Source organism: Pseudomonas sp. UBA6753 (genome assembly GCF_002453565.1).
Taxonomy (GTDB): Bacteria; Pseudomonadota; Gammaproteobacteria; order Pseudomonadales; family Pseudomonadaceae; genus Aquipseudomonas; species Aquipseudomonas putida_Z.
This window is the reverse complement of sequence record NZ_DKHD01000045.1, coordinates 140678-159559: the sequence shown is the minus strand read 5'-3', so window position 1 is coordinate 159559 and position 18882 is coordinate 140678. Positions and strand designations below refer to the sequence as shown.

The window sequence follows — 18882 nt, the reverse complement described above, 5'->3', positions numbered from 1 at the left end:
GGGTGCATCCAGAATAGACGTTTGGCGAGAATTTTTGGTGGCTGTACCGGCCCTATCGCCGGCAAGCCAGCTCCCACAGGACTGCGCATGACTTGAAGTCGATGCGGTCCAGGTGGGAGCTGGCTTGCCGGCGATAGGGCCGGTACAGGCTAGCGAATGAAGTGCACCTTGCCTGTGTCGTCATTGCCCATGTAGATGCCATAAACCCCGGCCTGCCGCTCGAGGATATAGCGCTCGAGAATCTGCCGGATTGCCGGGTAGTAGATCTCGTCCCACGGGATCTCGTCCGGTTCGAAGAACCTGTACTCCAGCGTTTCCACCCCGTACTGCCCGGTTTCCTCGGTGGCGATGGCGCGGAAGATGATGTAGACCTCGCTGATCTTCGGGACGCTGAAGATCGAGTACGGCGAGACGATTTCGGCACGTACGCCGCTTTCTTCCCAGACCTCGCGCAGGGCCGCCTGCTCGGTGGTTTCGCCGGCCTCCATGAACCCGGCCGGCAAGGTCCAGGTGCCGGGGCGCGGCGGGATGGCGCGCTGGCACAGCAGGTACTTGCCATCACGCTCGATGATGCAGCCGGCGATGATCTTCGGGTTGATGTAGTGGATGTAGCCGCAGCCGGTGCAGTGCAGGCGTTCGTGGGTGTCGCCAGTGGGAACGCCCCGGGCCAGTTCCGTGGTGCAGTGCGGGCAGTAGCGCGGGGCGTTGGGCATGATCGGTGGCCTGTGGGTGGCTTATATGCGTGGGTCCTTCAAGGCCAGGGGCTCGACCATCTCGCGCACCTTGACGTTGTCATCCTGCTTCTGGCGCAGGTAGTCCAGGGCCACCTTGGCGGCGGCGCGGACGTGGTCGACCGAGGCCTGGTGGGCAACCAGCGGGTCGCCGCTCTTGATCGCCTCGACGATCTTTTCCATTTCGCGGTTGCTGGCGCCGCGGCGGTTCTCCTGCGACACCGAGGTGGCGCGCAGGTAGCTGATGCGCGCCTGCAACTGGCGCAGCTGCTGGGCCGCCACCTGGTTGCCGGAGCCTTCCAGCAGCACATCGTAGAAGCCTTGTACCGAGTCCAGCACCTGTTGCAGTTCGCCTTCCTCGAGGGCTTCGCGGTTGACCTCCAGCGCGCGTTCCAGGGCGCGGATGTCCTTGGCCTTGGCGTTGAGGGTGAACAGCTGCACGATCAGGCCTTCGAGCACGCAGCGCAGCTCGTAGATGTCGCGGGCGTCTTCCAGGGTGATGATGGCCACGCGCGGGCCCTTGGCGTCGGCGAATTCCACCAGGCCTTCGGATTCGAGGTGGCGCAGGGCTTCACGCACCGAGGTGCGGCTGACGCCGAGGCGGTCGCAGAGGTCGCGCTCGACCAGGCGGTCGCCTGGCAGCAGGTGGAAGTTCATGATCGCGGCGCGCAGCTTGTCGAGCACGATTTCGCGCAGGGTAACGGGGTTGCGGTTGACCTTGAAGCTGTCGTCGAGTGGCTGGCGTTTCATCAAGTGCGCTCTTAAAGAGGCTGCCCGGCCGCAACCGCAACAGCACCACGAACCTTGGGTGCTCCTTGCGTGGGTTCGAACAGCCCGGTGTTAACGGGTTGACTCCGCATCGGCTTCAGCGAACGCTTCGCGGGCCAGGCGGAAACTGTCCACCGCCGCGGGCACGCCGCAATAAATGCCGACCTGGAGCAGGATCTCGCGAATCTGTTCACGGCTCAGGCCATTACGCAAGGCGCCGCGAATGTGCAGCTTGAGCTCGTGGGGCCGGTTGAGCGCGGAAATCATGGCCAAGTTTATCATGCTGCGCTCTTTGAGCGACAAGCCTTCGCGGCCCCAGACGTGGCCCCAGCAGTATTCGGTGACCAGCTCCTGCAACGGCTTGGTGAAGTCGTCGGCGTTCTGGATCGAGCGGTTGACGTAGTCCTCGCCCAGTACCTGGGTGCGGATCTGCAGGCCTTTTTCGTACTTTTCATTGCTCATGTGCAGTACTCCGGATCAAAACAGGGTCATCGGTGTTGGCTTCTTCGCGGGCTTGCCCGCTCCCACAGGGATTGCACAGGTGCTGAAACCTGCGCAGTACCTGTGGGAGCGGGCGAGCCCGCGAAGAAGCCAAAGCGGTCTATCAGCCCAGGGGCGGCAGGGCGCCCAGCTTGCCCTTGTGGTAGACCATCGGGGTTACCGGCTCGGCCGGCAGCACCAGGTTCTTCACCGCGCCGACGATGATCGCGTGGTCACCGCCGTCGTACTCGCGCCACAGTTCGCACTCGATGATCGCCGTGGCCTTGGCCAGCAGCGGGTTGCCCAGCTCGCTCAGGTGCCAGTCGATGCCTTTGGCCTTGTCCTTGCCCTTGCCGGCGAAGGCATAGGCCTCGGCGGTCTGGTCGGCGGACAGCAGGTGAATCGCGAACTGCTTGCTGTCACGCAGGATGGGGTAGGTGTCGGATGCGTAGTTGGGGCAGAACAGCACCAGCGCCGGGTCGATCGACAGCGCGCTGAACGCGCTGGCGGTGATGCCGACGATGCCACCGTCGGCGTCGAGGGTGGTGACCACCGTGACGCCGGACGGGAAGGAGCCCATCACGTCTTTGTAGATGCCTGGTTCGATCATCTCGTGCTACCTCTTAGCGCATCACAAACGGGTCGGGCATCGGCGCGGTGGACAGGTTGATCCACACGGTCTTCAGCTCGGTATAGGCCAGCACCGAATCGATGCCGCTCTCACGGCCGTAGCCGCTGTTCTTGAACCCACCGATCGGCGCCATGGCCGACACGGCACGGTAGGTGTTGACCCAGATGATCCCCGAACGCACGTCGCGGGCCAGGCGGTGGGCACGGCCCAGGTCGCGGGTCCAGATGCCGGCGGCCAGGCCGAACTGCGAGTCGTTGGCGATGGCCAGGGCCTCTTCCTCGGTCTTGAAGCGGATTACCGCGGCAACCGGGCCGAACACCTCCTCCTGCATGATGGTCATCGAGTTGCTGTCGCACTCGAACAGGGTCGGCTCGTAGAACCAGCCGTCACCCTCGACTTCGGCACGCTTGCCGCCCATGTGCAGCTTGGCGCCTTCTGCCTTGGCCGCGGCCACCAGGCCTTCGACCACGGCCAGCTGTTGCGCGGTGGCCATGGGGCCCATTTCGCTGGCATCGTCCTGCGGGTTGCCGATGCGGATGCGCTTGGCGCGAGCGATCAGGCGTTCGACGAACTCGTCGAAGATCTCGTCCTGCACCAGCAGGCGCGAGCCGGCCACGCAGCTTTGCCCGGAGGCGGCATAGATGCCGGCCACGGCGCCGTTGATGGCGCTGTCCAGGTCGGCATCGGCGAAGATGATGTTCGGCGACTTGCCGCCCAGCTCCAGCGACAGCTTGGCGAAGTTCTCGGCGCTGCTGCGCACCACGTGGCGGGCGGTGGCGGCGCCGCCGGTGAAGGCGATCTTGCGCACCAGCGGGTGGCGGGTCAGCGCCGCGCCGGTGCTGGGGCCGTAGCCGGTGACCACGTTGACCACACCAGCCGGGAAGCCGGCCTCGAGGGCCAGGCGGGCCAGCTCGAGGATGGTCGCCGAGGCGTGCTCGGACGGCTTGAGCACGATGGTGTTGCCGGCGGCCAGGGCCGGGGCCAGCTTGATTGCGGTGAGGTATAGCGGGCTGTTCCACGGGATGATCCCGGCCACCACGCCGATCGGCTCGTGCACGGTGTAGGCGAACAGGTCGGGCTTGTCCAGCGGCAGGGTGCCGCCTTCAAGCTTGTCGGCAAGGCCTGCGGTGTAGTGGAAGAACTCCGGCAGGTAGCCGACCTGGCCGCGGGTTTCGCGGATCAGCTTGCCGTTGTCACGGCTTTCCAGCTGGGCCAGGTGTTCCTTGTTTTCGGCAATCAGGTCACCCAGGCGACGCAGCAGCTTGCCGCGCGCGGTGGCGGTGATGCTGCGCCACTCCTTGCTGTCGAAGGCACGCTGGGCGGCCTGCACGGCCAGTTCCACATCGGCCTCGTCGGCGTCGGGCAGTTGCGCCCAGGGCTGGGCGGTGGCCGGGTTGAGGCTGTCGAAGGTCTTGCCGCTCTGGGCATCGCGCCATTGGCCGTCGATGCACATCTGGAAACGAACGAGGGTCATGCAACAATCCCCTTGGCGGATTCGGTGAGGGTGCGGGCTTGCGCGAGGAAGTCCAGCAGCATCTTGTTGACTTCACGCGGTGCTTCCACCGGCATCATATGCCGTTGCTCGGCGAGGACCACGCTGTGCGCGCCAGGAATGCTGGCGGCGAGCTGGCGGGTCATGGCCGGGGTGGAGCCCGAGTCGAGTTCGCCGGTGGCGATCAGCGTCGGCACCTGGATACTGGCCAGGTCGGCGGCGCGGTACATGTCCTGGGTGGCGAACAGCGAATAAGTGGTGTGGTAGCCCTGCGGGTCGTTGCTCGCCAGCACCTGGCGAATGGCGGCGACCTGCGCCGGGTTGGCAGCCTTGTATTCACGGCTGAACCAGCGGTCGAGCGCGGCGTCGACGTTGGCGTCGGGGCCCAGCTGCGCAGCCTGGGCGGCGCGGGCGATAACGCCGGCACTCTGCTCGGGGGTGCGGTTGAACACGCTGTTGAGCACTACCAGTGCAGCCAGGCGCTGTGGGTATTCGAGGGCGAACGCCCGGGCGACCAGGCCGCCCATGGAGAAGCCGATCACGGTGGCTTGCGCGATCTGCAGGTGGTCGAGCAGTTCGGCGAGCTGGGCGGCATAGCCTTCCAGGCCGATGTCGGCGGCCGGCAGTGCGCTCTGGCCGTGGCCGAGCATGTCGTAGGCGATGACGCGGTAGTCGTTGGCCAGGCCAACGAACTGACCGCCCCACATTTCCTTGTTCAGGCCCACGCCGTGGATCAGTACCACGGGTTGGCCCTGGCCGACGGACAGGTAGCTGGTGCCGGCGGGTGTGCGTTCAGCGACAGGCTGAATCATGGAGGGCGCTCCTTGAAGGTCGGGCGCGGCGGGTAAGCACGCCACGCCCCGGCCCGTCTTGGTTGTTGTTATTGAGCGTTGGCTTTTTCGGCAGCCAGTTCTTCCAGGTCGATGTAGCGGTTGCCGATGCGCGGGTGCAGGCGGCCGCCGTCGGAGGCGCCCAGGACCACGACGATTTCATCGGCGCGCGGGGCATCTTCGATCTGCATTTCCAGGGTGATGTAGTGCGAGCGCAGGCCTTCGTCGTCCTTCTGCATCATCGGGATCTGGATCGAGGTGCCCGGGCCGCCGCGCTTGTTGGTGAAGCTCAGGTAGCTCTTGGCCTGTACCGCTTCGCGGTAGTGGTTGCCGAAGCGCAGGGTGTGGATCACCGCCGAGGCGTGTTCGATTTCGCCGTCGGCACCGACGACTGCGGCCTTGCCGTAGGCTTCGATCTTGTCGGCGCCGCCGATGGCTGCAGTCAGGCGCTCGACCATCAGGGCACCCAGGTCCGAGCAGTTGGCACGGATTTCCGGCTTCAGATCTTCAACGAAACCGCGACCGGCCCATGGGTTCTTGATCACGACGGCCAGGCCGACCATGGTCACCGGCTTGTCGGTGGCCTTGCCGCCTTCGATGCGGGTCTCTTCGGAGTAGGTGACGATCTTGCGGATTTCGAAACTCATGGGTGGCTCCTGGTGAGGGTTATCAGCTCTTGTTGTCTGATGGTATACCATAATATTTGTTGTGCAAGAGGTGGCTGGAAATTTCTCTTGCGAGGGGACGAAAGGTGGCCTGATGCCTTGATTCCTGTGGTTTCTGTGCTGGCCTTTTCGCGGGCTCGCCCGCTCCCACAGGGATCGCACGGCATTCATGGCCTGTGCTGTCCCTGAAAAAAAAAGCCCGCTCACGCGGGCCACAGGGCCCACGGGAGCGGGCGCGTCCCGCAATGTTTCAGGTAATGGGAAATCAGGCGAACGCCGGCACCACTTCCTTGATGAACAGCTCCAGCGATTTCTTCTTCTCGGCGTGGGGCAGGCTGTTGTCGCACCAGAAGCTGAACTCGTCGACGCCAAGCTCCTGGTAGTACTTGATACGCGCGATGATCTCTTCCGGCGTGCCGATCATGGTGTTCTTGCGGATGTTCTCCAGCTCGAACGCCGGCACTTCGGCGAACTTCGATTCCGGGCTCGGCTCGAGGAAGCCGTTGACCGGGGTGGTCTTGTTGCCGAACCAGGCATCGAAGGTGCGGTAGAAGCGCGAGATGGCCTGGGCGCCGACCTTCCAGCCTTCCGGCTCGGCCGGGCTGTGCACGTGGGTGTGGCGCAGCACCATCAGTTGCGGGCGTGGCACGCCCGGGTTGTTGTCCAGGGCAGCCTGGAACTTGTTCTTCAGGTCCAGCACTTCCTCGTCACCCTTCATCAGCGGGGTGACCATGACGTTGCAGCCATTGGCCACGGCGAAGTTGTGCGAGTCCGGGTCGCGGGCGGCGATCCACATCGGTGGGGTGGCGTTGAACGGCTTCGGCACGCTGGTGGAGGTGGGGAACTTGTAGACTTCGCCGTCATGGGCGTAGTCGCCTTCCCACAGCTTGCGCACCACCGGCACCATTTCGCGCAGGGCCTTGCCGCCGTCGGTGGCCGGCATGCCGCCTGCCATGCGGTCGAATTCGAACTGGTAGGCGCCACGCGCCAGGCCCACTTCCATGCGGCCATTGCTGATCACATCGAGCAGGGCGCATTCGCCCGCCACGCGGATCGGGTTCCAGAACGGCGCGATGATGGTGCCGGCGCCCAGGCGGATCTTGTCGGTGCGCGCAGCCAGGTAGGCCAGCAGCGGCATCGGGCTTGGCGAAATGGTGTATTCCATGGCGTGGTGTTCGCCGATCCACACGGTGCTGAAACCGCCGTTCTCGGCCATCAGGGTCAGTTCGGTCAGGTCTTCGAACAGCTGGCGGTGGCTGACCTGTTCATCCCAACGTTCCATGTGCACGAACAACGAAAATTTCATGGGGCTTTCCTCAACGCTTGAAAGGGGCTGGCGCCTGGCAGGGTTGGCACCAGCGGTCTCGATTCAGAATAGGCTTCAGGCAAAGGCCGGCAGGCTGGCCATCTTGCCGCGGCAGTACACCATCGGCCGTGGCGCCTCTTCAGGGACGATCAGGTTGTGCACCTTGCCGACCATGATGGCGTGGTCGCCACCTTCGTATTCGCGCCACAGTTCGCATTCGATGACCGCGGTGGCACCGGCCAGGATCGGGTTGCCCAGTTCGCTCAGGGACCACTCGATGCCACTGGCCTTGTCCTTGCCCTTCTTGGCGAACGCATAGGCTTCGGCCTGCTGTTCACCGGACAACAGATGAATGGCGAAGCGCTTCTGCCTGATCAGCACGGGGTAGGAGTCGGAGGTGTAGTTGGGGCAGAACAGCACCAGCGGCGGGTCCATCGACAGGGAGGAGAAGGCGCTGGCGGTCAGGCCGACGACCGAACCATCGTCGTCCAGGGTGGTGATGACGGTAACGCCGGACGGGAAGGAGCCCAGGACATGCTTGTAGACGGTTGCGTCGATCATCTGGTGTACCTCTATAGGGCTGCGGTGGTCCGCGGTTTTTATCGTTGATGTGTCTGATGGTATACCGTAATACCTATTTTGCAAGCGGAATTTTCAAGCGAGGGTATTGCGCGATGAACGGCTCAAGCCCTTGTATAACGTGGCTTTGAGCGGTGAGGCGGTTTGCCGCAGGGGTTGCGCGAGCGGATCAGTGGGCGTTTTTTCCTACGGATCAGTGTTGTCAAAAGCTTGGAATACCATAATATGGTCCGCAGCTGAGAGGCCGCCTAGATGCGGTTTCCTTACAAAGATAAAAACGACCTTTCGAGCTGAATCCTATGTCCCAACCGTCGTCGCAACACCAGTTTGTCGAGAATCACACGGTCGATTACGTTCCACCTGCCGAGCGCCACGGGAAGGCGCGCGACCTGTTCACCCTCTGGTTCAGTACCAACATCGCGCCACTGCCCATCGTCACCGGCGCCATGGTGGTCCAGGTGTTCCACCTGAACCTGTTGTGGGGCCTGGTCGCCATCGTGCTGGGCCATCTGGTCGGGGGCGTGGTCATTGCCCTTGCTTCTGCGCAGGGACCGCAGCTGGGCATTCCGCAAATGGTGCAGAGCCGTGGCCAGTTCGGCCGCTACGGCGCCTTGCTGATCGTGTTCTTCACCGCGCTGATCTATGTCGGCTTCTTCATTTCCAACATCGTCCTGGCGGGCAAGACCATCCACGGCATCACCCCGAGCGTGCCGATGCCGGGCGCGATCGTGATCGGTGCGCTGAGTGCCACCGCCATTGGCGTGATCGGCTACCGCTTCATCCACATCCTCAACCGCATCGGTACCTGGGTGATGGGTTCGGCGTTGCTGGCCGGTTTCATCATGATGTTCGCCCAGGAACTGCCGGCCGACTTCTTCAGCCGTGGCGCGTTCAACCTGTCGGGCTTCATCGCCACCGTGTCGCTGGGCACCATCTGGCAGATCAGCTTCTCGCCGTATACCTCCGACTACTCGCGCTACCTGCCGCGTGAAGTGGGCATTGCCAAGCCGTTCTGGGCCACCTACTTCGGCGCTACCCTGGGCACCATCCTGTGCTTCAGCTTTGGTGCGGTGGCGGTGCTGTGCGTGCCGGAAGGCACCGATGCGATGGACGCGGTCAAGCAGGCCACCGGCTGGCTGGGCCCGATCCTGATGGTGCTGTTCCTGCTCAACATCATCAGCCACAACGCCCTCAACCTGTATGGCGCGGTGCTGTCGATCGTGACCGCGATCCAGACCTTCATCGCCGAGTGGACGCCGAGCATCAAGGTGCGGGTGGTGCTGGCTGCGGTGATTCTGGTGGGCTGCGGCATGGTCGCGCTGAATGCCTCGGCGGACTTCATCGGCCAGTTCATCGGCCTGATCCTGGCACTGCTGCTGGTGCTGGTGCCGTGGGCGTCGATCAACCTGATCGACTTCTACCTGATCAAGAAGGGCCAGTACGACATCGCCTCGATCTTCAGTGCCGACGGCGGCATCTATGGCCGCTTCAACCACCACGCGATCATTGCCTATGCCTGCGGCATCCTGGTGCAGCTGCCGTTTGCCAATACGTCGCTGTATGTGGGGCCGTATTCCAATATTGTCGAAGGGGCTGACCTGTCGTGGCTGTTCGGCTTGCTGGTGACGGTGCCGCTGTATTACTGCCTGGCGACCCGGGGCAAGGCTGCCGAGAAGGCGGGGCGGGTTGTGAGTGTCAATGACTGATAGAGAGTAGTTGCAGGTATTGGGGTCGCGTTGCGCCCCTTCGCGGGCACGCCCGCTCCCACAGGAGTAGTGCAGCTCCCTGTGGGAGCGGGCATGCCCGCGAAGGGCCACGATGTGGCCCCGGCTATTTCAGCTCAAACCTTGAACTGCGCCACCAGGCCATTCAGGTCCACCGCCAACCGCGACAGATCCTGCGCCGCCGCACTGGTCTGGTTGGCCCCCGCCGATGTCTGCATCGCCAGGTCGCGAATGTTCACCAGGTTGCGGTCCACCTCCCGCGCCACCTGCGCCTGTTCCTCCGAGGCGCTTGCAATCACCAGGTTGCGCTGGTTGATCGAGGCAATCGCCTCGGCAATCACCTCCAGCGCCTGACCGGCGCCTTGCGCCACCTCCAGCGTGCCGCTGGCGCGGCCTTGGCTGCTGTGCATCGCCGTCACCGCCCGCTCGGTACCGTTCTGGATCCCGGCAATCATCTGCTCGATCTCGGCGGTCGACTGCTGGGTACGGTGGGCGAGGGCGCGTACCTCATCGGCCACCACGGCAAAGCCACGGCCCGCCTCGCCGGCGCGGGCCGCTTCGATGGCGGCATTCAGCGCCAGCAAGTTGGTCTGCCCGGCAATCGCGCCAATCACGTCCAGCACGCGGCTGATCTCGTTGGCATTGTTGGCCAGCTGTTCGATCTCGGTCGAGGTACCGGTCACGTCAGCCACCAGATGGTGGATGGACGCCAGTGCCTGGTTGACCCGGTCGCGGCCATCCCGGGTGGTCTGGTCGGCGCCCTTCGAGGCGTCGGCGGTGCTGACGGCATTGTTCGCCACTTCCTCGACCGCCGCAGTCATCTGGTTGACGGCGGTGGCCGCCTGGTCGATCTCCGCGCTTTGCTGGTGCAGGCCGCGGCTGGTGTCTTCGGTGACGGTGTGCAGTTCCTCCGAAGCCGAGGCCAACTGGTCGGACGAGGCGGCGATCTTGCGGATGGTGTCGCGCAGGCTGCCCTGCATGCGGCCCAGGGCACGCAGCAGCAAGGCTGGTTCGTCGCGGCCGATTACACGGATGTCCTGGGTCAGGTCGCCGGTCGCCACGCGTTCGGCCACGCTCACCGCATCGGCCAGCGGCACGACGATACTGCGAGTGAGCATGGTGGCAATGGCGACCAGGGCCAGCATGATCACCAGCAGCGAGACAATGATCGCGGTGAACGCTTCGTCAGCCACGTCGCTGCTGCGCTGCGAGGCCTGTTCGGCACCTTTGCCGTTGTAGGCGATCAGCGCCGCCATGGCCTGCATCATGCTGTCGGCGCGCTGGGTCAGGGGGCCGTTGATCTGCTGCCTGGCGGCTTCCATGCGGCCAGCAACAATGTCCTTCAGTACGCGTGCTTGCAGCTCGAGGTATTGCTGGTGCGCGTTATTGAAGGTGTCGAACAGGGCGCGGTCATCGGCGGCGGTGATGGTACCTTCGTATGCCTTCAGGCCATCCTTCATCTCGGCATTGGTGTCGTCGAGCAACTGCAGGTTGCGGCTGCGTTCGCTGGGGTTGTCGTCCAGTGCGGTACGCAGGGTGAGGGCGCGGGCACGGCCAAGGTTGCTGCTGATTTCGCTCAGGGCCACCACGGCGGGCATCCAGTTGACCCGGATTTCGTCCGTGGCCTTGTCCATCTGCCGGGTTTCATAAAGTGCGGCAAGGCCCATGAACAGGACCAGGATACCCAACAGGGCGAACACGCAGGCAGCGCGAATGCCGATCTTCAAATTCCTTAATTGCATGACATCCTCCTTGACGGTGGCGTGCAGGCCCTCAGGAGCTTGGGCGGATGGCCGGGTCACCGGGTGTGGCGCCAGGCTCTGGAAGCGCTGCGGATTAAGTTGTGTGCTTCACCCTCTTGAATTCTTTTTGATTTGAATGATGCCATATGGCCATCATTTTCGGACAGTCATTTCATGTCATGACATCAAAAGACAAAACCGCCAACAGGTGGCGGTTTTGTCAGTTTGCTGCGGTCAGACGATCGCGATCAGCGGGTCGGCAGCGGCCAGTGCCAAGGCGCGATCAGCCGCTGGCGGGTAGATCCACACCGAGTTGATCTGGCGCTTGAGGTCTTTGCCTTCCTGGCCGTGCAGCTTCAGTTCGCGCTCCCAACCCTCGCTGAACGTCGCGCCCCATTCGCCCAGGTCCAGGCAGGTGACGTACTTGGGCTGGCGGTACACCACCGGCTGCAGGCCGAGCAGGTCGGCCGCGGCGTTGTTGCCGGAGTGGCGGCCCATGGGGATGGCGTGCTGGCAGGTCATCAGGGCGTGGTTGCCCAGTTCGTCCACAGCGGCCCAGGCGGTGTCGCCCGTGGCGTACACATGGTCCTGGCCCAGCACCTTCAGGTGGCCGTCCACTTTCAGCCGGCCGAAGTTGTCGCGCTCGCCGGCAACCTGTGCGGTCAACGGGCTGGCCTTCACGCCAACGGTCCAGATCACGGTGTTGCTGGCGATATGCTCGCCATTGTCCAGGGTAACGCCGCCGGCATCGACAGCCACCACCGAAGCCCCCGCCTTCCACTCGACCCCGGCCTGTTCGCAGGCGGCGATGATCGACGGCGTGATACCGGCGCCCAGCGCCGCACCAACTTGCGCACCACGGTCGACCACCACCACCCGCACCGCTGCACTGGCGCCGAGGATGGCACGCAGGCGGGCAGGCATTTCCGTAGCGGTTTCGATACCCGTGAAGCCACCACCGCAGACCACCACGGTGTTGCGTGCAGGCGAAGCGGGCAGGGTGGCCAGGCCGACCAGGTGCTGTTCCAGGCGCATGGCCGATTCCATCTGGTCGACATCGAATGCATGTTCGGCCAGGCCAGGCACTGCCGGGCGTGCGACCTGGCTGCCGGCGGCAAGGATCAGGCGGTCGTAGGCGATCTGTTGCCGGTGCCCCTGGGCGTCGGTGTAGCTGACGCTGCGCCCTTCGGTATCGATGCTGTCGGCGTTGCCCGGGATGAAGTGAATGCCCACGGCTTCGAACAGCTCGCCCAGCGGGGCCTTCATGCCGTGCACGTCAGCCTCGTAGAAGCGCGGGCGGATGCGCAGTTCAGGCTGTGGAGCGAGGACGCTGATGTTGATGTCGGCACGCTGGGCCTGATCGAGCAGGCGCGCAGCGCTCAAGGCGCTCCATACACCGGCAAAGCCGGCACCGATGATGAGGATGTTCGATTTCATGAAGGTGCTCCGCAAGGTTCGAAAGGGGCTTCGAGGGCGGGTTGTGTGCCTCTCGAATAACTACGACTGTATTGATCGTAGTTTGTGCGTGCAAGTCTTTTTTTCCACATGCCGACACTCCGCATCACCATTTCGCGGCTCGAATAGCTGTATTTACTGGGCTTAAGGGAAAAACAAGGCCGACCGGCGGCAGCTTTGCGCTTTGCGGTGCGGATGCTATCGGCGTATTATTTGCGACAAGATTGGTCGGAGATAGATATGTCGCTCTACAGTGCTGGCGTCGAATACGGTATCCATTGCCTGCTGTTCCTGGTGGACGAGCGGGGCGACTCGCGCGAGTCCAGCGTGCGCGACCTGGCGGAGTTGCAGGGTGTACCGCAGGAGTACCTGGCCAAGGTCTTTACCAAGCTGGCTCGTGCCGGGCTGGTGGCCGCCACCGAGGGCGTGCGTGGCGGCTTCCGACTGGCGCGGCCGTCGGATGAAATCACCGTGCTGGATATCGTCAATGCCATCGATGGGCCAAAGAAGATCTTCGACTGCCGCGAAGTTCGCGAGCGTTGCAGCCTGTTCGAGGGTTCGCCGCCGGGTTGGGCGACCGAGGGCACCTGCGCGATCCATGCGGTGATGCTGGGTGCGCAGAAGCGCATGGAAGAGGCCTTGGCGCAGCAGACCATCCTTGATCTGGCGCGGCGGTTCGGGCGCAAGGCGCCGGCCGAGTTCGGGCAGAAGGTCAATGCCTGGATGGGTGAGCGGCGGGAGGGCAAAGGGGCAGGGGATATTCCGGTCAGTCAGGTCTGAATCTGCTGCCAGTGCCGGCCTCTTCGCGGGCTTGCCCGCTCCCACAGGAATCGCACAATTGCTGAAATCTGTGGGGTACCTGTGGGAGCGGGCGAGCCCGCGAAGAGGCCGGTACAGAAATAACGCGTTCAGCGCCCCTCATGCTGCCGCCGATACGCCCCCGGCTGCACCCCCACCGCCTTGGCGAACGCCCGGGTAAATGCCGCCACCGACTGATACCCCACCTGTGCCCCCACCTGCTCCACGGTATGCCCCGCCCGCAGCAACTGGCTGGCATGGCGCATGCGCAACGCCAGCAGTACTTGCCCCGGCGACTGTCCCGCCAGTTCATTGAAACGCTTGAAAAACGCCGACCGCGACAACCCGGTGCAGGTGGCCATGCTTTCCAGCGTCCACGCTTGCCCCGGTTGCTCGATCAACTGCTCCAGCAACCCGGCAAACGCCGGTTGCCGGGCGAGGGCGACCAGCCCGCCCAGCGATTGCCCGGCATGCACCTGCTGGCGCAGCACATACAGGAACAACAAGTGCGTCAGCCGCTCCAGCAACGCCTGTGACGGCCCGGTGGCGCGCCGGCATTCCTCCAGGATCAGCTCGAACAACGCCCGCGCCGCATGCCCGGACGGTTCATCGGCGCGCAGCAATATCCAGTCGGCCAGGCCGTCGACAATCAGCGCCGACAAGCCCGGCCTGAAGTGGAAGAAACCACATACCAGCCCCACGCCATCGACCGCATCGGCGTCCATGGGCTGCATGTGCTGGCGTGGCTGGGCGCAGGCACTGGCCGGGTCCTGGTCGCTGGCCAGGCGATAGCCGAGGTCGCGCAGCAGGAACACCGCATCGCCGGCCTCCAGGCGCAGTGCCTCGGGCTGGCCGTCGATGTGCAGCCAGCAATGCCCTTGCACCACCAGGTGGAAACTGGCCCGGCCCATGCCTTCGGTGCTGGCGTGCCAGCCGCCGCAGTAGCGGCCCACATGAAACAGGCTGGCATCGAGCTCCAGGCCCTCTAATAACCAATCGACAAGGTGGCTGGACGAAATCATCTAATGCAAAGACTCAAGAGCAAGGAAAGGCGACTGATGAATATGGAGGGTAATTCTTATAACCAACAGACTGTAGTGACACCCATCAAAGGAGACCACTCCATGTCCTCGCGCATTACTTTACACACGCTGCAGAGCGCCCCGGAAGCGGCCCGTCCGTTCCTCGAGAACGCCCAGAAGAATTCCGGCTTCATCCCCAACCTGCTGGGCGTGCTGGCCAATGCCCCGGCGGCGCTGGAAACCTACGTGACCGTTTCGGCACTCAACGGCAAAGCCGAACTTAGCCTGGCCGAGCGTGAAGTGGTGCAGCTGATTGCCGCCACCCAGCATGGCTGTGACTTCTGCGTGGCCGGCCACACGGCCGTGGCCCTGAACAAGGCCAAGCTGCCGCAGGAGGTGGTCGATGCCCTGCGTGCCCGTGGCGAGCTGCCCGATGCCCGGTATGAAACCCTGGCCGCGTTCGCCCGCGAAGTCATCGCCACCCGTGGCAATGTCAGCGAGGCCACTTACCAGGCCTTCCGCGCAGCCGGTTTCAGCGAAGGCAACGCCTTGGAGGTGATTCTGGGCGTGAGCCTCGCAACCCTGTGCAACTTTGCTAATGTGTTCGCCCAGACGCCGCTCAATGACGAGCTCGGCAAGTACCGCTGGCAACCTTCTGCATGATCCGCGCGTGACACCGGTCGTACCGCGATCGTTGTAGGAGCGGCCTTGTGCCGCGAATGGGCCGCCAAGCGGCCCCGGCGTTTTCAAAGGAGCAAGACCATGCAAGATTGTGCATTTCGACACTGGCTGGATGCCAATGCCGAGGCCATTGACCGGGGCCAGTGCGAGCCGCAGCTGGTGCTGGCGCAAATCGCCGAATCGCAGCTGCTGCGGGTAGGTGTCGACCCGGCCCTGGGCGGCACGGGCGGGCAGGTGACCGACGCGGTCGAGGCCATTGCCGCAATCGCCAGCCGCTCGCTGGCAGCGGCGTTCGTCTGCTGGGGCCAGCGCGCCTTCATCGAATACCTGTTGCACAGCCCCAACCAGCCACTGCGCGAGCGCCTGTTGCCGCGCCTGCTGACTGGCGAACTGGCCGGCGCCACTGGGCTGTCCAACGCCATGAAGTTCCTGTCCGGCATCGAAGCGCTGCAGGTGCGCGGGCGCCCGCAAGCTGATGGCTGGCAGCTGGAAGGGCGCCTGCACTGGGTGACCAACCTGCGCAAAAGCGGCTTCGTGGTGGCGGCGGCTATCGAAGACGAAGCCGGCGGTGCACCGTTCGTGCTGGCCATTCCGTCCGACGCGCAGGGCCTGGAGCGCTCCGACGACCTGCAACTGATGGGCCTGCAGTCGAGCAACACCGCGGCACTGGCCTTCCACCAGGTGCAATTGCAGCGTGGCTGGTTGCTGCACGAAAATGCCCGTGAGTTCCTGCCCCGGGTACGCCCGGCGTTCCTGGCGCTGCAGTGCGGCATGGCCATTGGCCTGGCGCGGCGGGCGCTGGCGGAAGTGCAGGCACACCTGCATGGCCGTGCCTCGTTCCTCGACGAAGCACGTCAGGTGCTCGGCGAGCGCCTGGAAAACACCGTGAGCGAGCTCAAGCAGGGCCTGCTCGATGGCCGCTTCCAGGAGCAGCCGGCAGCCTTGTTCAAGCTGCGCATCACCCTGGCCGAAAGCGCTGCCGACGCCGTGCAACTGGAGTTGCAGGCCAGTGGTGGCAAGGCCTACCTCAGCGAGTATGGCGAAGGCTTTGCCCGCCGCTGGCGCGAGTCGGCCTTCGTGCCGATCGTCACGCCCAGCCTGGTGCAACTGCGCGCCGAACTGCAACGCCAGGCGGGCGCGGTATGAGCCAAGTGTTGCTCGAAGCCCGCGACATCAGCCTGGGCTACCCGCGCGAGGGTGGCTGGCAGGCGGTGCTGGCGCAGTTCGACCTGCAGCTGGCACCCGGCGAAGTGGTGACCATCCTCGGCCCCAGCGGGGTCGGCAAGTCCAGCCTGCTGCGGGTACTGGCCGGCCTGCAGCAGCCCCGCGGTGGTAGCGTGACCCTGCACGGCCAGCCGCTGCAGGGCCCGCACCCACGCCTGGCGGTGGCCTTCCAGGACCCGAGCCTGTTGCCCTGGCTGAGCCTGGAGAAGAACGTCGCCTTCGGCCTGGACTTCGCCCGCCAGCCAAAACTCGCCGCCGCCGAACGCCGCGCACGCATCGACCATGCGATTGCTGCCGTGGGCCTGGCCCATGCTCGCGGCCAGTACCCGGCGCAGTTGTCCGGCGGCATGGCCCAGCGCACCGCGCTGGCCCGCTGCCTGGCCCGCCAGCCCGAAGTGCTGTTGCTCGACGAGCCGTTCGGCGCGTTGGATGAAGTGACCCGGGCCGACATGCAGCAACTGCTGCTGCAACTGATCGCCACCCACAACACGGCGGCGGTGCTGATCACCCACGATATCGACGAAGCCCTGCTGCTGTCCGACCGGGTTTTGCTACTGGGCAACCACCCAGCGCATACCCTCGGCCAGTGGCGCATCGACCTGCCGCAACCACGGACGCAGCGGGTCGAGGAACTGGGCGCCTTGCGCATCGAAATCCTCAAAACCCTTCGGCGGGCAAGCCGCACAGTCGAACCAACCCCAACCCCGTTGCCCTCGGAGGCTGTCCATGTGCATGGATGACTGCTGTTCCTCTTCTTCGCGTCGCGATTTCCTCAAGCTCGGCGCCATGCTCACGGCCGCCGGAGCACTGCCGTTGTTGTCGAGCCTGCAGGCCCGTGCCGCCGCCGAACCGGACGCGCCAGTGCGTATCGGCTACCTGCCGATCACTGACGCCACGCCACTGCTGGTGGCGCACAACAACGGCCTGTTCGAGGCCGAAGGCATCAAGGCCGAGCGCCCAGTGCTGCTGCGCAGCTGGGCGCAGGTGATCGAGGCGTTCATCTCCGGCCAGGTCAACGTCATCCACCTGCTGTCGCCGATGACCGTATGGGCCCGCTACGGCAGCAAGGTGCCGGCCAAGGTGGTGGCCTGGAACCACGTGGGCGGTTCAGGCCTGACCGTGGCCCCGGACATCAGCGACATGAAACAGCTGGGCGGCAAGACCGTGGCCATCCCGTTCTGGTACTCGATCCACAACGTGGTGCTGCAACAGATGCTCAACGACAACGGCCTGACCCCGGTGTCGAAGCCGGCCAATGCGCCGCTGGCCGGCAACGAAGTCAACCTGCTGGTATTGCCGCCGTCCGACATGCCGCCGGCGCTGGCCAGCAAACGCATCGCTGGCTATATCGTCGCCGAGCCATTCAACGCCCTGGCCGAGAACCTCAAGGTTGGCCGCGTGCAGCGCTTTACCGGCGATGTGTGGCGCAACCACGCCTGCTGCGTGGTGTTCATGCACGAGCACGACCTGAACAACCGCCCGGAGTGGTCGCAGAAGGTGGTCAACGCCATCGTCAAGGCCCAGCACTGGACCCGTGACCACCGCGCCGAGGCCGCCGCATTGTTGTCCAAGGCCGGCCCCAACAAGTACACCCCGCATGAACCTGCGGTGCTCGGCAAAGTGCTGGCCCCGGCCGCCGAGGACCGTGCCGGTTACATTGCCAGTGGCGCCATTCGCCACCAGCAGTGGGACGAAAAGCGCATCGATTTCCAGCCTTACCCGTTCCCCAGCTACACCGAAGAGCTGGTCAAGCGCTTGAAAACCACCCTGATCGAGGGCGACAGCGCGTTCCTGGCCGGCCTGGACCCGGCACAGACCGCCCGCGACCTGGTCGACGACCGCTTCGTGCGCAACGCCATCGCCAGCGTTGGCGGGCCGTCGGTGTTCGGCATTGCCGATAACTTCGAGCGTAGCGAGGAGTTCGCGGTCTGATGCGCACGCATGTCGTTCATGCCGGCCTGGGGCTGGCCGGGTTGCTGGGTTTGTTGCTGTTGTGGTGGGCCGGTGTCGCGCTGTTCGGCCAGGCCGATGGCCTGTCGGCGCGCTTTTCGCCGGCAGCGACCCTGGCCAGCCTGATCGAGTTGCTGGGCCAGGGCGAGGTGTACGGGCATATCTGGGTCAGCCTCAAGCGTATCCTGATCGGGCTGCTGCTGGCGCTGCTGATTGGCGTGCCGCTGGGTTTGCTGGTGGGCAGCTACCGGCACCTGGAGGCCGCAACCACGCCGGCGTTCCAGTTCCTGCGCATGATCTCGCCGCTGTCGTGGATGCCGGTGGTGGTGATGCTGATGGGCGTGGGGGACCAGCCTATCTACTTCCTGCTGGCGTTTGCCGCGTTGTGGCCGATCTTGCTGAACACGGCGGCCGGGGTAAGGCAGCTGGACCCGCGCTGGTTGCAGTTGAGCCGCAGTTTGAGTGCCACGCGCCGGGAGACCTTGTGCAAGGTGATCGTGCCCGGGGTGATCGGCCATGTGCTGACCGGCGTGCGCCTGGCCATCGGCATCCTGTGGATCGTGCTGGTGCCGTGCGAAATGCTCGGGGTGAGTGCGGGGCTGGGTTACTTCATTCTCGATACCCGCGACCGGCTGGCGTATTCCGAGCTGATGGCGATGGTGCTGCTGATCGGGGTGCTGGGGTTTGTGCTGGATGCCCTGGCGCGTGGGCTGCATCGGCGTTGGGTGCATGGCTGAGGGGCCAGTGGGGCTTCTTCGCGGGCTTGCCCGCTCCCACAGGTATCCCACCGCCCTTTGGCCTTGT

Annotated in this window: 19 protein-coding genes; 7 read left to right on the top strand and 12 right to left on the bottom strand. The window is 64.6% G+C overall.

Features of this window, described 5'->3' with window-relative positions:
- Nucleotides 1-149: 149 nt before the first annotated feature.
- The 9 genes from B2790_RS18090 to B2790_RS18050 form a co-directional block, all read right to left on the bottom strand.
- Nucleotides 150-713 carry an NUDIX hydrolase gene (locus B2790_RS18090; protein ID WP_274120790.1) on the bottom strand — a complete coding sequence of 188 codons (564 nt, stop codon included), beginning with the start codon at nucleotides 711-713 and terminating at the stop codon, nucleotides 150-152.
- 21 nt (nucleotides 714-734) lie between these two features.
- Complete coding sequence (locus B2790_RS18085; RefSeq protein ID WP_013973031.1) at nucleotides 735-1481, bottom strand: GntR family transcriptional regulator; 747 nt, start codon at nucleotides 1479-1481, stop codon at nucleotides 735-737.
- A 90-nt stretch (nucleotides 1482-1571) separates the two neighbouring features.
- Nucleotides 1572-1961 carry a carboxymuconolactone decarboxylase family protein gene (locus B2790_RS18080; protein WP_008100863.1) on the bottom strand — a complete coding sequence of 130 codons (390 nt, stop codon included), beginning with the start codon at nucleotides 1959-1961 and terminating at the stop codon, nucleotides 1572-1574.
- Nucleotides 1962-2103: 142 nt separating this feature from the next.
- Complete coding sequence (locus B2790_RS18075; protein WP_003258675.1) at nucleotides 2104-2589, bottom strand: flavin reductase family protein; 486 nt, start codon at nucleotides 2587-2589, stop codon at nucleotides 2104-2106.
- Between the two features lie 13 nt (nucleotides 2590-2602).
- The gene (locus B2790_RS18070; protein ID WP_085617093.1) at nucleotides 2603-4084 is read right to left on the bottom strand and encodes an aldehyde dehydrogenase; all 1482 of its coding nucleotides are present in this window, start codon (nucleotides 4082-4084) and stop codon (nucleotides 2603-2605) included.
- A complete protein-coding gene (locus tag B2790_RS18065; protein WP_013973028.1) occupies nucleotides 4081-4914 on the bottom strand; it encodes an alpha/beta fold hydrolase in 834 nt (277 codons plus the stop codon). Before B2790_RS18065 ends, B2790_RS18070 begins: the two co-directional genes overlap by 4 nt.
- 68 nt (nucleotides 4915-4982) lie before the next feature.
- A complete protein-coding gene (locus B2790_RS18060; RefSeq protein ID WP_003258678.1) occupies nucleotides 4983-5579 on the bottom strand; it encodes an amino acid synthesis family protein in 597 nt (198 codons plus the stop codon).
- Nucleotides 5580-5862: 283 nt separating this feature from the next.
- Nucleotides 5863-6903: an LLM class flavin-dependent oxidoreductase gene (locus B2790_RS18055; protein WP_025338791.1), complete on the bottom strand. Its 1041-nt coding sequence runs from the start codon at nucleotides 6901-6903 to the stop codon at nucleotides 5863-5865.
- 75 nt (nucleotides 6904-6978) lie between these two features.
- On the bottom strand, nucleotides 6979-7464 hold the full coding sequence (locus B2790_RS18050) for a flavin reductase family protein (RefSeq protein ID WP_003259250.1): 486 nt from the start codon (nucleotides 7462-7464) through the stop codon (nucleotides 6979-6981).
- A 317-nt stretch (nucleotides 7465-7781) separates the two neighbouring features.
- On the opposite strand from B2790_RS18050, the gene B2790_RS18045 reads away from it, so the two are divergent.
- Complete coding sequence (locus tag B2790_RS18045) at nucleotides 7782-9188, top strand: purine-cytosine permease family protein (protein WP_025338792.1); 1407 nt, start codon at nucleotides 7782-7784, stop codon at nucleotides 9186-9188.
- Between the two features lie 134 nt (nucleotides 9189-9322).
- Here the strand turns inward: B2790_RS18045 and B2790_RS18040 are convergent, their stop codons facing one another.
- Both B2790_RS18040 and B2790_RS18035 read right to left on the bottom strand, forming a co-directional pair.
- Entirely contained in the window at nucleotides 9323-10948 is a 1626-nt protein-coding gene (locus B2790_RS18040; RefSeq protein ID WP_286919390.1) for a methyl-accepting chemotaxis protein, read from the bottom strand.
- A 234-nt stretch (nucleotides 10949-11182) separates the two neighbouring features.
- Nucleotides 11183-12385, bottom strand: a complete 1203-nt coding sequence (locus B2790_RS18035; RefSeq protein ID WP_286919389.1) for an NAD(P)/FAD-dependent oxidoreductase — start codon at nucleotides 12383-12385, stop codon at nucleotides 11183-11185.
- Nucleotides 12386-12643: 258 nt separating this feature from the next.
- Here B2790_RS18035 and B2790_RS18030 point away from each other — a divergent pair, with 258 nt between their 5' ends.
- Nucleotides 12644-13183, top strand: coding sequence for an RrF2 family transcriptional regulator (locus tag B2790_RS18030; protein WP_003259245.1), 540 nt, complete (start codon nucleotides 12644-12646; stop codon nucleotides 13181-13183).
- A 128-nt stretch (nucleotides 13184-13311) separates the two neighbouring features.
- Here B2790_RS18030 and B2790_RS18025 read toward each other — a convergent pair whose 3' ends face one another.
- A complete protein-coding gene (locus B2790_RS18025) occupies nucleotides 13312-14223 on the bottom strand; it encodes an AraC family transcriptional regulator (RefSeq protein WP_286919388.1) in 912 nt (303 codons plus the stop codon).
- 102 nt (nucleotides 14224-14325) lie between these two features.
- On the opposite strand from B2790_RS18025, the gene B2790_RS18020 reads away from it, so the two are divergent.
- The 5 genes from B2790_RS18020 (at nucleotide 14326) to B2790_RS18000 (ending at nucleotide 18815) form a co-directional block, all read left to right on the top strand.
- Nucleotides 14326-14886, top strand: a complete 561-nt coding sequence (locus B2790_RS18020) for a carboxymuconolactone decarboxylase family protein (RefSeq protein ID WP_003259243.1) — start codon at nucleotides 14326-14328, stop codon at nucleotides 14884-14886.
- Nucleotides 14887-14985: 99 nt separating this feature from the next.
- Nucleotides 14986-16050: an acyl-CoA dehydrogenase family protein gene (locus B2790_RS18015; protein WP_286919387.1), complete on the top strand. Its 1065-nt coding sequence runs from the start codon at nucleotides 14986-14988 to the stop codon at nucleotides 16048-16050.
- Nucleotides 16047-16868: an ABC transporter ATP-binding protein gene (locus B2790_RS18010; protein ID WP_025338798.1), complete on the top strand. Its 822-nt coding sequence runs from the start codon at nucleotides 16047-16049 to the stop codon at nucleotides 16866-16868. Before B2790_RS18015 ends, B2790_RS18010 begins: the two co-directional genes overlap by 4 nt.
- Nucleotides 16855-18060 carry an ABC transporter substrate-binding protein gene (locus B2790_RS18005; RefSeq protein ID WP_085591593.1) on the top strand — a complete coding sequence of 402 codons (1206 nt, stop codon included), beginning with the start codon at nucleotides 16855-16857 and terminating at the stop codon, nucleotides 18058-18060. The genes B2790_RS18010 and B2790_RS18005 overlap by 14 nt, the downstream gene beginning before the upstream one ends.
- Entirely contained in the window at nucleotides 18060-18815 is a 756-nt protein-coding gene (locus B2790_RS18000; protein WP_286919386.1) for an ABC transporter permease, read from the top strand. Before B2790_RS18005 ends, B2790_RS18000 begins: the two co-directional genes overlap by 1 nt.
- The last annotated feature ends 67 nt before the right edge of the window (nucleotides 18816-18882 follow it).

Bases quoted from the DNA above. Each gene is read 5' to 3' on its own strand.
- B2790_RS18065 (WP_013973028.1), bottom strand. From the start codon at position 4,914: ATGATTCAGCCTGTCGCTGAACGCACACCCGCCGGCACCAGCTACCTG.
- B2790_RS18015 (WP_286919387.1), top strand. From the start codon at position 14,986: ATGCAAGATTGTGCATTTCGACACTGGCTGGATGCCAATGCCGAGGCC.
- B2790_RS18080 (WP_008100863.1), bottom strand. From the start codon at position 1,961: ATGAGCAATGAAAAGTACGAAAAAGGCCTGCAGATCCGCACCCAGGTA.
- B2790_RS18035 (WP_286919389.1), bottom strand. From the start codon at position 12,385: ATGAAATCGAACATCCTCATCATCGGTGCCGGCTTTGCCGGTGTATGG.
- B2790_RS18045 (WP_025338792.1), top strand. From the start codon at position 7,782: ATGTCCCAACCGTCGTCGCAACACCAGTTTGTCGAGAATCACACGGTC.
- B2790_RS18050 (WP_003259250.1), bottom strand. From the start codon at position 7,464: ATGATCGACGCAACCGTCTACAAGCATGTCCTGGGCTCCTTCCCGTCC.
- B2790_RS18055 (WP_025338791.1), bottom strand. From the start codon at position 6,903: ATGAAATTTTCGTTGTTCGTGCACATGGAACGTTGGGATGAACAGGTC.
- B2790_RS18040 (WP_286919390.1), bottom strand. From the start codon at position 10,948: ATGCAATTAAGGAATTTGAAGATCGGCATTCGCGCTGCCTGCGTGTTC.
- B2790_RS18085 (WP_013973031.1), bottom strand. From the start codon at position 1,481: ATGAAACGCCAGCCACTCGACGACAGCTTCAAGGTCAACCGCAACCCC.
- B2790_RS18030 (WP_003259245.1), top strand. From the start codon at position 12,644: ATGTCGCTCTACAGTGCTGGCGTCGAATACGGTATCCATTGCCTGCTG.
- B2790_RS18010 (WP_025338798.1), top strand. From the start codon at position 16,047: ATGAGCCAAGTGTTGCTCGAAGCCCGCGACATCAGCCTGGGCTACCCG.
- B2790_RS18070 (WP_085617093.1), bottom strand. From the start codon at position 4,084: ATGACCCTCGTTCGTTTCCAGATGTGCATCGACGGCCAATGGCGCGAT.
- B2790_RS18000 (WP_286919386.1), top strand. From the start codon at position 18,060: ATGCGCACGCATGTCGTTCATGCCGGCCTGGGGCTGGCCGGGTTGCTG.
- B2790_RS18060 (WP_003258678.1), bottom strand. From the start codon at position 5,579: ATGAGTTTCGAAATCCGCAAGATCGTCACCTACTCCGAAGAGACCCGC.
- B2790_RS18075 (WP_003258675.1), bottom strand. From the start codon at position 2,589: ATGATCGAACCAGGCATCTACAAAGACGTGATGGGCTCCTTCCCGTCC.
- B2790_RS18005 (WP_085591593.1), top strand. From the start codon at position 16,855: ATGTGCATGGATGACTGCTGTTCCTCTTCTTCGCGTCGCGATTTCCTC.
- B2790_RS18025 (WP_286919388.1), bottom strand. From the start codon at position 14,223: ATGATTTCGTCCAGCCACCTTGTCGATTGGTTATTAGAGGGCCTGGAG.
- B2790_RS18090 (WP_274120790.1), bottom strand. From the start codon at position 713: ATGCCCAACGCCCCGCGCTACTGCCCGCACTGCACCACGGAACTGGCC.
- B2790_RS18020 (WP_003259243.1), top strand. From the start codon at position 14,326: ATGTCCTCGCGCATTACTTTACACACGCTGCAGAGCGCCCCGGAAGCG.